General features: G+C 49.0%; 9 protein-coding genes. 3 read left to right on the top strand and 6 right to left on the bottom strand.

Going from position 1 to position 16088, the window contains the following annotated elements:
* Nucleotides 1–142 precede the first annotated feature (142 nt).
* The 3 genes from BQ7394_RS01280 to BQ7394_RS01270 are packed head-to-tail and all read left to right on the top strand — an operon-like array spanning nucleotide 143 to nucleotide 5846.
* Nucleotides 143–1243: an efflux RND transporter periplasmic adaptor subunit gene (locus BQ7394_RS01280; protein WP_235848692.1), complete on the top strand. Its 1101-nt coding sequence runs from the start codon at nucleotides 143–145 to the stop codon at nucleotides 1241–1243.
* A gap of 15 nt (nucleotides 1244–1258) precedes the next feature.
* A complete protein-coding gene (locus tag BQ7394_RS01275; protein WP_075555716.1) occupies nucleotides 1259–4486 on the top strand; it encodes an efflux RND transporter permease subunit in 3228 nt (1075 codons plus the stop codon).
* A complete protein-coding gene (locus BQ7394_RS01270; RefSeq protein WP_075555715.1) occupies nucleotides 4476–5846 on the top strand; it encodes a TolC family protein in 1371 nt (456 codons plus the stop codon). Before BQ7394_RS01275 ends, BQ7394_RS01270 begins: the two co-directional genes overlap by 11 nt.
* A gap of 69 nt (nucleotides 5847–5915) precedes the next feature.
* Here the strand turns inward: BQ7394_RS01270 and BQ7394_RS01265 are convergent, their stop codons facing one another.
* The 6 genes from BQ7394_RS01265 to BQ7394_RS01240 all read right to left on the bottom strand — a co-directional run bounded on the left by BQ7394_RS01265 (nucleotide 5916) and on the right by BQ7394_RS01240 (nucleotide 16081).
* Nucleotides 5916–6191: an HU family DNA-binding protein gene (locus BQ7394_RS01265; protein WP_075555714.1), complete on the bottom strand. Its 276-nt coding sequence runs from the start codon at nucleotides 6189–6191 to the stop codon at nucleotides 5916–5918.
* A gap of 12 nt (nucleotides 6192–6203) precedes the next feature.
* Nucleotides 6204–9434, bottom strand: a complete 3231-nt coding sequence (locus tag BQ7394_RS01260; protein WP_075555713.1) for a GLUG motif-containing protein — start codon at nucleotides 9432–9434, stop codon at nucleotides 6204–6206.
* A gap of 152 nt (nucleotides 9435–9586) precedes the next feature.
* Nucleotides 9587–10363 carry a DUF4469 domain-containing protein gene (locus BQ7394_RS01255; RefSeq protein ID WP_075555712.1) on the bottom strand — a complete coding sequence of 259 codons (777 nt, stop codon included), beginning with the start codon at nucleotides 10361–10363 and terminating at the stop codon, nucleotides 9587–9589.
* 512 nt (nucleotides 10364–10875) lie between these two features.
* Entirely contained in the window at nucleotides 10876–11772 is an 897-nt protein-coding gene (gene rocF / locus BQ7394_RS01250) for an arginase (RefSeq protein WP_075555711.1), read from the bottom strand.
* Nucleotides 11773–11822: 50 nt separating this feature from the next.
* Complete coding sequence (gene rocD, locus BQ7394_RS01245) at nucleotides 11823–13034, bottom strand: ornithine--oxo-acid transaminase (RefSeq protein WP_075555710.1); 1212 nt, start codon at nucleotides 13032–13034, stop codon at nucleotides 11823–11825.
* Nucleotides 13035–13258: 224 nt separating this feature from the next.
* Nucleotides 13259–16081: a hypothetical protein gene (locus BQ7394_RS01240; RefSeq protein ID WP_075555709.1), complete on the bottom strand. Its 2823-nt coding sequence runs from the start codon at nucleotides 16079–16081 to the stop codon at nucleotides 13259–13261.
* Nucleotides 16082–16088: the final 7 nt, after the last annotated feature.

Here is a 16088-nt window from a genome sequence, read left to right as displayed (position 1 = left end):
ACCGGTTATTAGTTAAGGCAGTATATATCAATGAGTAGCAAACTTACAACACTCTGACATTACCGTGTTGATGTTTTGATTTTGGAACAATCCTACTGCCGGGATTATAATTGAATAATAGCAGAATATGAAGAAAAATTTTATGGCCCGATGCCTCAATGGCATCGGGGTAGGGCTTCTTTGCCTTATCGCAAGCTCATGTAAAGAGCAACCGGCAACAATGGTTAACAGTGAGTACAAAGTGCTGAAAGTGTCGACAACCGACAAAACCCTGAGCAGTCTTTATTTCGCCACGATACGCGGACGACAGGATATCGACATCTATCCGCAGGTCTCAGGATTTATCACACAGTTATGTGTGGAAGAAGGACAAGCTGTCAGAAAAGGACAGTTGTTGTTCATCATCGACCAGGTTCCTTATCAAGCAGCGTTACAGACAGCGACTGCGAATGTAGAAGCTGCACAGGCAGCACTGAACACGGCAAAGTTGACGTTCGACAGTAAAAAAGAACTGCATGCACAAAATGTAGTATCGGCTTTCGACCTGCAAACCGCTGAAAATTCGTGGCTAAGTGCCAAAGCACAGCTAGCCCAGATGAAAGCACAGGAACTGAGTGCACGCAACAACCTCTCATACACAGAGGTTAAAAGTCCGTCCAACGGAGTTGTCGGAACACTACCCTACCGTGTCGGAGCTTTGGTCAGCGCCAATTCGCCTAAACCGTTGACAACTGTTTCAGATAATTCGAACATGTATGTCTACTTCTCCCTAACGGAAAACCAGTTATTGTCACTCACTCGCCAATATGGTTCCAAGCAGAAAGCTTTGGAGATGATGCCGGAAGTCGAATTGCAACTGAATGATAAATCCGTTTATCCGGCAAAAGGGAAAGTCGAAACCATTAGCGGTGTAATCGATCGCAACACCGGAACAGTCAGCCTGCGTGCCGTATTCCCGAACGAAGAAGAGATCCTTTACAGCGGCAGTTCCGGAAACATTATCCTGTCGACAGAGAAATCGGGCAGTATCGTGATCCCGCAAACAGCCACATTCGAAATACAGGATAAAGTATACGTTTATAAAGTCATAGATGGCAAAGCGACATCGGCTCAGGTCAATATTACCCGTGTGAACGGAGGCCAGGAATATATCGTGAACGAAGGTCTGAAAGCCGGTGACGTGATCGTTGCCGAAGGTGTAGGTTTGCTGCGCGAAGGAACTCCGATCCAGGTTAAACAATAATAGGAAGAACGGAATATGAAATTAAGAACCTTTATAGAACGCCCGGTACTATCAGCCGTTATCTCTATCGTGATAGTATTTATGGGTATCATCGGGTTGACCAGTCTGCCCGTCGAACAATATCCCGATATTGCCCCGCCCACCGTTATGGTGAGTACAACTTACTTCGGTGCCAGTGCGGAAACCCTTCAAAAGAGTGTGATCGCTCCATTGGAAGAGGCCATCAACGGTGTAGAAGATATGACCTACATGACATCTACGGCAACCAATGCAGGAACCGTATCCATCATGGTATACTTCAAACAAGGTACCGATCCGGATATGGCAACCGTAAACGTACAGAACCGTGTGTCCAAAGCCACCGGTCAGTTACCCGCAGAAGTTACTCAAGTAGGGGTCACTACTACCAAACGTCAGACCAGTATGTTGCAGATCTTCTCGATTTACAGCCCTGACGATTCATACGACGAAGGCTTTCTTGCCAACTACCTGAGCATTAACCTGAAGCCGGAAATCCTCCGTATCTCAGGTGTCGGCGAACTGATGGTAATGGGTGGAGATTACAGTATGCGTGTCTGGATGAAACCGGATGTGATGGCGCAATATAACCTGATCCCTTCGGATGTGACCGCCGTACTGGCCGAACAGAATATAGAATCGGCAACCGGTGCATTCGGTGAGAACTCTACAGAGACCTACCAATATACGATGAAGTACAAAGGCCGCCTGATACAGCCGGAAGAATTCGGGGATATCGTGATCCGTTCGACCGAAGACGGTGAAGTACTGAAACTGAAAGATATAGCAGAAATAGAACTGGGACGTGAAAACTACTCTTACATCGGCGAACTGACCGGTCATGTCGGCGTTTCCTGTATGGTATTCCAGACAGCCGGCTCCAACGCGACCGAGGTAAACCAACAAATCGACGCTTTCCTCGACGAAGCACGCAAAGACCTGCCGAAAGGTGTTGAGATCGTACAGATGATGAGTTCGAACGACTTCCTGTTCGCCTCTATCCACGAGGTGATAAAGACATTAATCGAAGCGATCTTACTGGTTATCCTGGTGGTATACATATTCCTGCAGGATATCCGTTCAACCCTGATCCCGCTGGTAGGTATCATCGTGTCACTGATCGGTACATTCGCATTCATGTCGATTGCCGGATTCAGTATCAACCTGATTACTTTGTTTGCACTCGTTCTCGTAATCGGTACGGTGGTCGATGATGCCATCGTCGTCGTCGAGGCGGTACAGGCCCGGTTCGACGTCGGGTATAAATCTTCGTACATGGCAAGTATGGATGCCATGAACGGGATCAGTGCCGCCATTATCTCTTCTTCACTGGTGTTTATGGCCGTGTTTATTCCGGTATCGTTCATGAGCGGAACTTCAGGTACATTCTATACACAATTCGGTCTGACAATGGCGGTTGCCGTAGGTATCTCAGCGATCAATGCATTGACATTGAGCCCGGCGTTATGCGCACTGATACTGAAACCGTATATCAATGAGGACGGTACGCAAAAGAATAACTTTGCCTCCCGCTTCCGTAAAGCGTTCAATACTGCTTTCGATGCCCTAATTGCCAAATACAAGAAGGGCGTACTCTTCTTTATCAAACGCAAATGGCTGATGTGGTCGATGCTGGCTTGCTCGGTTGTCCTGTTGTTCTTCCTGATGAAAACGACGAAGACCAGTCTGGTGCCGGATGAAGACCAGGGTGTATTGTTCGTCAACGTAACAACGGCTGCCGGTAACTCACTGGCAACGACCAACGACGTGATGACCAACATCGAGAATCGTATCAAAGACCTGCCGCAGATTAAGGATTATAACAAAGTATCCGGTTACGGACTGATCTCCGGACAAGGAAACTCATTCGGTATGTTCATCATCAAACTGAAACCGTGGGATGAACGGACGGACAAAGAAGATCACGTACAATCGGTTATCAACCAGATATACGGACGGACTGCCGACATCAAGGATGCAAACATCTTCGCCATGTCGCCGGGTATGATCCCCGGTTACGGTATGGGTAATGCGCTGGAAATGTATATGCAAGATAAAAAGGGAGGCGATCTGACTGATTTCTTCAATACGACACAACAATACCTGGGGGCCTTGCGCGAACGTCCGGAAATTGCAGCCGCCTATTCAACCTTCTCTATCAACTACCCGCAGTGGGAAGTGACGGTAGATGCAGCTAAATGTAAGCGTGCCGGTATCACACCGGATGCCGTACTAAGCACCTTGTCAGGTTATTACGGAGGACAATATGTATCTAACTTCAACCGTTTCTCGAAAGTATATAAGGTGATGATACAGGCTTCCCCCGATTATCGTCTGGATGAATCTTCACTGGATAATACTTTTGTACGTATGGCAAACGGCGAAATGGCTCCGTTAAGCCAGTTCGTGAACCTGACAAAGGTATACGGCGCCGAATCGCTGAGCCGTTTCAATATGTACAACTCGATCGGGGTTAATGCAATGCCAGCGCCAGGATATAGTTCCGGTGATGCCATCAATGCCGTAAAAGAAGTAGCGGCAACCAGCCTGCCGAAAGGGTATGGTTACGACTTTGCCGGTATCACCCGCGAAGAGAACCAGGAAAGCAATACGACAGCCGTGATCTTCGTCATCTGTATCCTGATGATCTACCTGATCCTGAGTGCGCTTTACGAAAGCTTCCTGATCCCGTTTGCCGTGATCCTTTCCGTTCCGTTCGGTCTGATGGGTAGCTTCCTGTTCGCCAAGATCATGGGGCTGGAGAATAACATTTATTTGCAAACCGGTTTGATCATGTTGATCGGTCTGTTGGCCAAAACAGCCATCCTGCTAACTGAATATGCTGCCGAACGGCGTGCCGCCGGTATGAGCCTGACATCTGCCGCACTGTCTGCTGCCAAAGTACGTCTGCGTCCGATCCTGATGACGGCGTTGACCATGATCTTCGGTCTGCTTCCGTTGGTAGTAGCGACAGGTGTCGGTGCAAATGGTAACAGTTCATTGGGCACAGGTGCCGTAGGCGGTATGTTGATCGGAACACTGGCACTGCTGTTCGTCGTGCCTTCCCTGTTCATCGTATTCCAGTATCTGCAAGAAAAAGTGCGCCCGATACAGTTCGAGCCGACTCACGACTGGCAGATCCAGGAAGAAGTGGTAGAAGTAACCGCCGAGCGGAAAGACTATCTCGAAAGTAAAAAGAAAGGAAATCAAGCAGATGAAAAATAATATCATTCTATTATCCGTCGCCACCCTCTCGTTACTGAGCGGGTGCGGCATCTATACATCCTACAAACCGGAGACCTCCGTTCCCGATAACCTGTTCAGGGACGAGGCGATGGCTACGGATACGACCAGCATCGGCAGTCTCGACTGGCGGGAACTCTTCACAGACTCTCAATTGCAGACGTTGATCGAAAAAGGACTGGAGAATAACACCGACATGCGCACCGCCCATTTGCGGGTACAGGAAGCCGAAGCAGCCCTGATGACTTCGCGTCTGGCTTACCTTCCGGCACTGAACCTGAATCCGCAGGGTACGATCAGTAGCTTCGACGGTTCGAAAGCCGCCAAAAGCTATCAGTTGGCGGTAGCTGCCAGTTGGGAAATCGATATATTCGGGAAACTCACCAATGCAAAAAGAAGTGCACAGGCAGCTCTCGAACAAACTAAATCATACAAACAGGCCGTCCGGACACAACTAATAGCCACTGTAGCCAATTCCTATTACACTTTATTATTGCTCGACAAACAACTTGTCATCAGTGAACGGACGGCCTCTCTTTGGAAAGAGAACGTACAGGCGATGCGTGCATTGAAAAAAGCAGGTCTGGCAGATGAAGCCGCCGTTTCCCAGTCGGAAGCGAACAGCCTGAGTGTGGAAGCCTCCCTCCTGACCCTACGCCAGCAGATCAACGAGATGGAAAACAGCCTCTCCAACCTGCTCGGAGAAGTGCCTCACCGGATGGAACGGGGAGAACTGGATCGACAGGAATTTCCCCAGACACTATCCGTCGGCGTTCCGCTCTCCCTGTTAAGCAACCGTCCGGATGTACGGCAGGCAGAATATTCGTTGGCACAGGCATTCTATGCAACGAACGGAGCACGCAGTGCTTTCTATCCGAACATCACCCTCAGCGGTGTTGCCGGATGGACCAATAACGGAACGGGGATCATCACTAACCCGGGTGGCTGGCTGTTGCAGGCGATAGGCTCGCTGACACAACCGCTATTCAACAAAGGTGCCAACATCGCCCAGTTGAAAATAGCCAAGGCACAACAGGAAGAGGCCTCCCTGGCTTTCCAGCAGAGCCTATTGAATGCCGGAAGCGAAGTTAACAACGCCTTGACACAATGGCAGACGGCACGCGGACGCATCCAACTCGCCGACCAGCAGATTACAGCTTTACAAAAGGCCGTAAAAAGCACCCGGTTACTGATGCAACACGGAAACACCACTTATTTGGAGGTGCTGACTGCCCAGCAAGGTTTACTACAAACGGAACTCTCGCAGGTAGCCGACCGTTTCGATGAGATACAAGGTGTTATTAACCTCTACCACGCATTAGGCGGCGGACAGGAAGAATAAAAAAAGAAGGTGTCTCCTTTTGTCGTAAGACTATGGGGACACCTTCTTTGTTTGTTGAGCTCTCTAAAGTTATTTATTAAGCTCGTTCAATAATGCTTTCCCGGGACGGAACTTCACTGATACACGGGGAGAAATTTTAACGGCAACACCAGTCTTGGGATTGCGCGCCATGCGTCCATTCTGTAACCAGGGACGTAACGTTCCGAAGTTTTGGATGCATATTTCATCGCTGTTGCTCAAAGTTTGGGTCATGATCAGGAGCAGCGATTCAACAGTCTTTTTCACCTGAGTAACTGCTAGTCCCGTATCGTCGGCAACCTTTTTTATCAATTCAGTTTTTGTCATAATCAGTTCTTTTTATAAAATGACTGTCTGGCGTACAGCGCCTACCCGTATGATGTAGATGCCGGCAGGCAATTGCCATTCAGTATCTCCTGCCGGGATGTCAGCCTGTTTAACCAGCGATCCGGTCAGGTTGTAGACCTGTGCCTTTTGTGCTGTCGGGTTGCTGATATGCAGGTAACCTTTTGCCGCCCATACTTTGATATCATCTGTAGCTATCGTTTCGTTGGCAACCGGGTCGGGGTTCTTCACGACATTGTCGATGAATATCCCCACATCGTTGCGAACATATTTGATAATGTAAGCACCATCACTGTTGCGTGGCGTGATGGTTTCGCCACGGTCGGTCGTAATGACAGGCTCCGACTGATCGTATTCCTTATCCAAAGTGAGATAGAAACGGAAATTACCCCAGGCCTCTACTTCGTACTCTCCGGCTACAGGATCGGTGGCGGCACCTTCTACGGATGGGAGGGTTACCGTATAGTAAACCGTTGGGGCAGGAGGCGTTGGATCGGGATCGACAGGAGGTGTAACCGGTGTCAGCTCGAACTCGGCGGAGAGGGTGGCATCGGCCATAACGGTATGGGTACTTCCCGTGATCGGGCTTCCGTCCACAGTCAATTGTTTCAGGCGGTAGCCTCCGTCCGGGGTGGCTGTGATGCTAAGTACAGTACCATTTGCTATATCAGCATTAGCACCCGAGCTTAGAAGAGTCCCATCGGGTTTCTTCACCTCGATACTTCCATTTGCGATGGAACCATCGACGGTTATCGTATAGACTTTGATGAATGTAGCGGATACCGTAACGTTTTCAGCAGGCATGGTAAACGTATAGCTGTTACCGGAGCCTGATACCGCAATAGTCCCACTTGTACCGGTTACTGTCGGGGAGCCGTTCGTCACGTAGTCTCCGTCAGGGGTGGTTGTGATGGTAATAGTCTCGCCCACTTTCCCCCAGGGCTGACGATTGGTAGTAAGCGTACCGTTGCTGACCGAACTGACATTGACCCTGTACGGATGTCTCACATCCGGCTGGTTGGGCATAAGCCGGGTTGTACCGGCATAACAGAGTTTAGGGAATGTACTTGCAGAAATGCTTGTGACAGGTTTTTGCCATTCCCCGTTATCGAAGATACCTGCGGGATAGGCTACAACACCGTCCCAATCCGTTCCGGCATCCCCTTGGTCACTTGTAACGCCTGCTGTCTTCGGAATATCTGACAGGGTATAGTTTCCTGTAAAGTTTCCAGTGCCTTTAATGCCAATTATATTGTTGATAGAAGCTGATGCAGGTATAGCTGTTTCGATTGAAAGTCCACCACTATTTACCGACAGACAATTCTCTATTGTACAACTATGGCCTGTATTAAATGCAGCTATCCCCCCTGCATAAGAGTTGAACCCTACATCCGAAACATTACTGAGAGAGACTGATATCGTTCCGGTTGCAAAACAGTTCTTTATAATTCCGTTGCTTGCTTCACCGACAATACCACCGACATATAAATCCTCACCGGGATTGCCATCCCTTGGATTATCCCAATCTGCTTTTAGGTCAATAGTAGAATAGCAATGCTCAATAGTTGCGTAAATTTGTCCGGCTATTCCTCCAATGCTAAGCGTTCCTCGAGAATTGGGATTACCAACAGCAATAACAGATCCTCCGGTTACGTAACAGTTTTGTATTTTGCTACTGTAAATAGAAGATGCAATACCACCTCCCCGTTGTATATTATGATTTATATGTATGCCGCTTTCGGCTATTACTACTCCCAGGTTTTTTATAACTATTTCGGGTTTTATATAATCAGGGGAGTTATATGTACCAATCTTCCCGAACAAGCCGCCCTCGTCTCCTGTATTACTTGATCCTTCCGGAATGGTCAGTCCGGTGATCCGGTAGCCATCCCCGTTAAAGGTACCCTTGAAAGGCGTCGTGTTATTACCGATTGATTTCCAGCTGCCTCCGTTGTTGGTGATATACTCGGTCAAGTCGATGTCGTTTGCCAATCGGTAATCTTTGGCCAAAGATGTTGCATTAGCGCTAATCGCTGCTAATTCGGCAGCAGTCTTGATGGGGATTACTTCTTTGAAAACGTTAGATGGGTCTTCTTTGAATGTATTTCCATCGGTCATCTTCAGGACTGTCATGTATTTATCATAAGTATTTGCAACCCAATTGCTGGTTCCTATCCAAGCAGAAAGCGGTGCGTCGCCATCCCCGATATCCGTCCATTTCGTGCCGTTTGCTCCATCGTCGTAGATGGGTTCTGTTCCGTTTAAAGTGGTGTATTGTGAGACATAATTTGAACTACCAGTTGGGTTCGAGGAAATTGTGTAGGCTCTTACAGTTCCCGTTCCATTATCAACAATAGCCGATATATCCGGACTTAGAACCAAACAGTTGTTGATTGTAGCTCCATCGGAAGATATGCCGCCCACGCTCCAGTTATAATTTGTATTGGTACCAACATGCGCCCTCAATTTCCCGGAATAATAACAATTCGTGATAGTTCCTCCCTTCGCTATTCCCGACAGTCCGCTCCGATTATTTGCTTGGTAGTATTTAAAGTTTTCGCATTCAAATGTCAGGTCTATCGTGGCGTAACAGTTTTTGATTGTTGTAGACCCATTGGCTTCTCCTACTATACCGCCCATAATGATGGAATATCCTTCCGAGTCTTTGTTGCAATAGAACCCGCCGCCGGTAACATAACAGTCCTCAATCGTGCAATCATTTGTGTATGCGGCTATTCCACCGGCTAACAGGTCGGCAGCTTCGCATGTATAATCGACGGGATACAGTTCTATGCCGCCCGGAGCTATTTCTACGCCCAGATTCTTGATATGCCCGTTTGCACCGATGTTTCCGAACAGTCCCAAGTATCCATACACTACAGGACTTGTCGCCGGGATATAGAGTCCGGTTATCTTATATCCGTCGCCATCGAAAGTGCCGCAAAAAGAGTTGTGGTAGGGTTTTCCGATCGGTGTCCAGGGACTGTCGCTCAGGTAGATCTCGTTTTGTAGTTTGAAGTACTTGCCATCGAAATCGTTACTTCCTGCTACCTGCTCCGCTATCCATTCCAAATGTGCCCTGGAGCTGATCTGGTAGGGATCACTCACGCTGGCACCGCCTCCGGAAGGTTGTACCCCTTGCCCCCATGCCGCTAAGGGAAGGAGGCAGACTATAACGGCTGCCAATAGCAGCCGGAAAATTCTCTTTTGTAAATAATACTTCATTGTCTTTTTATTTGATTGATTAATTGGTTCTTTTATATACGACGGTCGTATGTTCCCGTATACGATCGTCGTATGTGGGAGGATACGGTCATCGTATACGGGCGCATACGGTTGTCGTATAGGAGCGCATACGATGATCGTATAATAATGTCTTATTCGATGACTGGCCGGTCATCGTCGTCTGTACCTACTGTCAATAGGTAGGGGAAACGGTTACGGCGAATCTCTTTGAGTAATTGTTTGGTATTGCCGCCATACTGGGTGGCGACTTCCAGGTAGTACTTGCCGTCGGCCAATGCCGGAATGATAAAGGAGAAATAAGACGGATCGTTGCGTGAAACGGATGTCATCGGAACGGCAGTTTCTGTTTCACCTTCTGCTTTGACAAAGAAGAAACCGACCGAACTGCCTTCGGCTCCTACGATCTTTATACGTTTGCCTTCGCCGTTGAGGGTATTGCCCGGAGTGAGTTTGGCGTTTACTTCGCCAGTAAATACATCGGTTACTTTGGTGATAGTCGGGAGGCCTTCTACTACTTCACCAACGATCACGCTGATGTCTTTCAGGTCTTTCTTAATCTCTACGATCGGGGTGCTGCGAAGGGTCACATTGTTCTTTGCCGGATCGAATTTGGCTTTCGGGCCGATAAAGGAACCGTCTACTCCCAGCGAGTTGTTGGTCAGCCCGAATTCAACGGTAGAAGCTGAGTATAATTCTTCCTTGGCTACAGCCTTTAAATCGTTGTAAGCACTTAATAATTCCGATGCCGAGAATTTGCTTTTCCCGTTTGCCGCGATTTTGCAAAGGTCTTCGATCGAACGGCTAGCTACATAAGTTACATTGAAAGTGAAGTCATCTTCACGTTCTGTCAGCATGTTAGCAACGAGGTTGCCCGTTATGCTACGTTTTTTAGGTTCATTTGATGCCATAAGCCTATTAAATTTATTGAGTTCGGTTAGAACTATGGGGCTGGCAATCTGAATAAATCACTTCGTCTATTGGAAATCTGGTGTTTTTTCGGCTTATCGTCTTGTTTTTTAGAGTTTGAAGGTAACCTTTTCCCCTCTTGAGAGGGGGTAGGGGGTGTGTTAAAGCTAGTTATAAGGCGGAACTATAACACACCCCCTGCCCCCTCTCAAGAGGGGAAAGGTTACTCCCGTCACTATAACTAAAGTACCAAATCGGTCACTCTAAATAGATCAATAAAGGTCATTCTGAACCTAAAATAATGAAAGAACGCTTGATTTTTACGCTTACTGTGTCTATATATCAATGCTTTTACTACCTTTGTCAACATTATTAACTTAGTTCTAACCGGACTAAGTCCTTTTTAGGATATCCCACTTCTTACAATTTAGACTATCCAAGGTGATTTGACAAAAAAAGAGACTATCTAACTTGTTGTTGTTAGACAGTCCCATAAATTGATATCAATATTTTATTAAATCCTTGCTGTTATATAATCGATAATATCGAGGCAGAGATTGGTTGTCAGGTCGTTCGTATCCAAGTCGGGATTGAGTTCCACCAAATCCAACGACTTCACAAGATTTGTTAAAAGGATATGATTGACAAAATCCTTAAATTCATCGGGTATAAGCCCTTCGCTGACCCGTGTTCCTGTACCCGGAGCAAACCGCGGATCGATACTGTCCACATCGATACTGAAATGGACATTACGTATTTTCCTTTCCTTCAGCTTCCGCTTAATATCTTCGGCTACAAAATCGATTCCTTTCAGATGGATCGTATCCATGGTGTAAACACTCAGACGTTCCCGTTCGATGAGAGCCTGTTCGCCTTCGTCCAGGCTGCGGGTTCCCACGAGGAAGACATTCTGCGGATTCACCTTATTGCCGGGGGCATAGATATTGACAAGTTCTTCGCTTCCCATCCCCATCAGGGCACTCAAGGGCATTCCGTGGATATTCCCGCTGGGAGAGGTTTCATTCGTGTTGAGATCGCCATGCGCATCCAGCCAGATGATCCCGAAATCGTCGAAACATTTCCCTACACCGGAAGCACTTCCCAGCCCAAGTGAATGATCGCCGCCGATAACAAGCGGGAATGCCCCGCCGCGCAAGGTGTCATACACCAGCTCCGCCAGATTATTATTCACCTCGACGATGGCGTCCAGATACTTCATGCTCTTGCCACGGGCAAATTTATCCGTTTCCGAAACGGGAGGGACATACAGATTCCCCAGGTCGAAGGCACGATGGCCGTTCTTCCGGATCACCTTCATCAATCCCCGTTCGCGCAGATGATTCGGGGCACGCTCCACGCCTTCACGGTCGCAACCCAGATTCAAAGGAACTCCTATTACGTTTATTTTCATATTACAATAATGTGTTAATGTGTCAGGTGGGGGCGGTTCGCGAACCGCCCCTACAAAAATCGGGACAACGTTTCCTTTATTATACCGATCGCTTCCATCATCTGTTCGCGGGTAATGACCAGCGGCGGTGTGAAACGAATGATGTGATCGTGTGTCGGTTTAGCTATCAAACCGTTTTCTTTCAGTGCCAGACAGATATCCCACGCCACCTTTCCGCCGCGAGGTTCGGTAACGACGGCATTCAGTAAGCCTTTTCCGCGTACCTGCTTAATCATCGGATTATCTATCTTCTGCATTTCACTGCGGAACAATTCACCCATCTCGTAAGCATTCTCCGAAAGATGTTCGTCGCGCACCACTTCAAGGGCAGCTATTCCGACAGCGGCAGCCAACGGGTTTCCTCCATACGTGGAACCATGTTCGCCCGGAGCAATCGTCAACATGATCTCGTCGCTCGCCAGTACGGCGGAAACAGGAGTGACACCACCGGAGAGGGCTTTCCCCAGGATCAGTATATCGGGATGAATATGCTCATAATCGCAGGCAAGCAGTTTACCGGTACGCCCGATGCCGGTCTGTATCTCGTCGGCAATGAACAGCACATGATGGGCATGGCATAAGTCGTAACAAGTGCGGAGATACCCTTCGTCGGGGACAACTACGCCTGCTTCCCCCTGAATCGGTTCCAACAGGAAGCCGACCACGTCGGGGTCTTTCAAGGCTTCTTCCAACGCTCCTACATTATTATATTGTACTTTGATAAAACCGGGTGTATAAGGCCCGAAGTCGGCATACGAACTGGGATCCGTGCTCATGGAGATAATCGTGATGGTACGTCCGTGGAAGTTCTCGCTGCATACGATGATCTTCGCCTTTTCCGGTGCAATGCCTTTGATACGATATCCCCAGCGGCGTGCCAGTTTCAAGGCTGTCTCTACCGCTTCGGCACCGGTATTCATAGGTAGTAATTTATCATAGCCGAAGAACTTACAGGCAAACTCCATATACTCGCCCAATACGTCCGAATGGAAAGCGCGCGATACCAGTGTCAGCTTCTGTGCCTGATCCGTCAGTGCCTGGATGATTTTAGGATGGCAATGCCCCTGGCTCAGGGCGGAATAACCGGACAGGAAATCAAAATAACGTTTGCCTTCCACGTCCCACACAAATACGCCTTCTCCTTTCTTGAGAACGACAGGCAGGGGATGATAGTTGTGTGCACCAAACTTCCCCTCACGGGTGATGTAATCTTCCGGTCTCATACTATTTCAGATTTAATTGTTTTGTCAGACTGTAAGCGTTTCATACAGCCATTGTCCCAAAGGTAGTGATTTGAGTGACAGTATGTCACGGAAAGGGATATGTTAAGAAACACACTACGGATGATATGGTTGCCCCGCAGGTATCTGAAGACGAACTGAATAGTGTAGGGCTACAAAGGATTTTCCACGGTTGCAGTGACGGTTTTGTAGCCCTACGAAGTTTTTTACCTGAAACTGTAATACAAATTATTGTACGGTAGCGGCACGATGGGGCTTTGGAAACTCCATGCCCTGGTATTATCGAAGTCGAAAGGACTTTCGGTATCCGTGTAAGTCGACTTACGGGCCAGGTCGTCGGCGAAACAGTATCCGATCCGCGATCCGTGGGAACCTTTGTTGTCTACCAGGAAGAAAAGCCCCTGGTTTGCTACGGCAGCACCGCTTTTGAAAGGATACTGATTCATTGTCCCGATCGAAATGATACGACGCGGTTTAACATCGTCCAAGCCGTCGAGAGCCGTGTCCGCCACACCATAACCGGAGGCTGCACCGGCAGAGAAACAGTTGTGAAGCCGGAGGTGGTCGCCCTGGAAGGCGATGATACCATAGCCGTTTTCTCCGGCGTTGATGTCTCCGAAGTTACAGCATTGAGATATTTCGATACAATTATCCATACGGTCGGTTAGGATACCGACGGTCGTGACGGCTGTTGAACAGACGACGATGGCTGCCGTAGCCGCCCCGCCTGTAAAGATTGCGCCTGCCACCGCCAGGACGCAGTTGACGGCAGCAATCGCGATTTCACGATTCTGTTCCATTTTGGCAACCTGTTCGCTGATATCCGCCAGGCGGCTGTGCACGGCATCGCCATACAGGTCGTCGCCCTCGCCTTCCAGACTCCTGGAGAAGGCTTTCGAGTTTTCGTAGACCAGTCCGGGGAGTACCTCCGAACCTGCCAAAGGTCCTCTGGTAGTAGGTAGCGCAGCGGCGACTTTGGCGTGCATGCCGGCTATCATTTCTTCGTTACGCACATCGAGTTTCCGGTTATACAGATCGTCCCACATACTTATGTCCTGCATCAGGGGTGGGGTGGCGATGGCGCTGATCAGATCCAGGGTATTAGAAGCGATCTTCACGACCTTTTTGCCGCCTTTGAAGAGGGCTTTCAGACTGGATACATTCTTAGGCGGGGTTCGCAGCGCCTTCATCAGCTTGAAAGTTCCCTTTCCGGTGGAAACAACGATGGAAGCAAAGTCGCGTTTGGTAAACGATTTGGTTTCGCCGGAATGGGCAATGATCCCTGCCACGTACACGGCACCTCTCACGGAGGCATAATTGGTACAGAAGTTAATCATGCCGGTCGTACCACCCAGTGTCAGGATACCTGCCGCCATTCCGTGGGAGGCGGTTACGGGACCGAGATTCGAGCTGTTGGTCACAATGTAATAGGCGGCACGGGCCAGTAATCCACCGGCAAATTTGTTGGCATCAACCGCACCGTTGTTGTAACTGTTGTTAATAACGACCGTAGGCGTATACCCAGCCAAGCCACCTGCAAAATCGCCTGTTGCCTCGACCGAGCCTTCGTTGTAGCAATCGGTCATCATCGCCTGGGCTTCTCCGGCGATACCACCGGAGTTGTCGGTTCCGAGAATGGCTCCGTAATTGTGGGCGGAGGTGATGATAAGGTCGTTGTAGCTGCCGTCGTCTTTGCTGATTACGGTACTGCCTACGATTCCGCCTGTTCCTTCGTAACCGTTTATGCGGCCTTCGTTCTGCACGACTGCCAGGGTGGATGTACCCAGACCGCCGACAATGCCTCCGGTTCCGAGAGCCGACCGATGGGTGGCGCTGACGTTACCTTTATTCAGGCAGTTGGTGATGTTGGCGGTTTCGATACCGCCGATCAGTCCACCTGTACAACGACTGCCGGCTGCAACGACCGACGACTGGTTCACGCAACTGTCCATAATGGCGGTGGCATTGATAGTTCCTCCGCCCACCAGGCCACCGACAAACGAGCCGTCGGAACGGTTGCCTACCGGCAGGTTTTCGTTCACACAGCGGTGCATGACCAATACAGCCTGCGCATCCACACCACCGACCAGGCCACCGACGAAACTGATACCGTATATTTCGCTAGCAGAAGAAGACGTTTTCCGTACGCGGCAATTATCGAGATAGGTCGGAGTTTCTACTTCTCCCGAGGTTCCCAGTACGGCACCGACCAGGCTACCTGTCGAGTTGGCTCCGATCGAGACAGGGTCTACCATCGTGACGTTGCGGAAGGTAGCACCACAGGCATAGCCGAACAGTCCCGAAGCGTGTACCTCGCTCCCGACCTTCTGTTCTTTCGAGTCGAGGGTACGGATGGCACAATAGGAAATAGTATGTCCTCCCCCGTCATAACAGCCTTTGAATGGAAAAGCCTGTTGGTGGGCGATGGGACGGAAGCCTTTATTGTAGGAGCCGACCATATTGATATCGGCGGTTTGCAGGAAGTATTTGCCTTCGAACGAGTTATTGCCGTCTTCGATTAGCTTGCGCATGACGTCGAAACCTGTCGATGAGGCGATGCGGTAAGGGTCGTCAGCCGTTCCGGTACCGAAATAGCCTGCCAGTTTATCGAAAGTGGAAGGCGAAACGGCATTGGCGCGGGTGGAAACATCAAGAGCACAGCCTACATTAGCTTCGCTGAAGATTTCCTCGCTCGTCTTATGAATAATGGAAGCCAGAATATAGCGGCCAACACGGAGCTGAGAGTCGAGATAGAAGACGGATTTTCCGTTCTCGACCGAATGGATGGCTTTAACAGCCAATGGAGTATCCCTGTTGTAGATAAGGCGGAAACTTATTTCACCCGTGGGAATTTGACTGCTAAGATCGGCAGCCAGTTCAATACGTCGCTCCTGCCCGTAGTCTTCCCCTCCGGGCACAGGTGTTTGATTTTCGTCATCCTTACAACCTGTCAGCATCAGGAAAGATGTTGCCAGAAGGAACAGAAGAAAGCGGCTGAAACAAAATGTATGATTTTTCTGTATTCTCATAATATCT

Source organism: Parabacteroides timonensis, from assembly GCF_900128505.1.
In the GTDB taxonomy this organism is placed as follows: domain Bacteria; phylum Bacteroidota; class Bacteroidia; order Bacteroidales; family Tannerellaceae; genus Parabacteroides; species Parabacteroides timonensis.
This window is presented reverse-complemented; position numbering and strand designations above follow the sequence as displayed.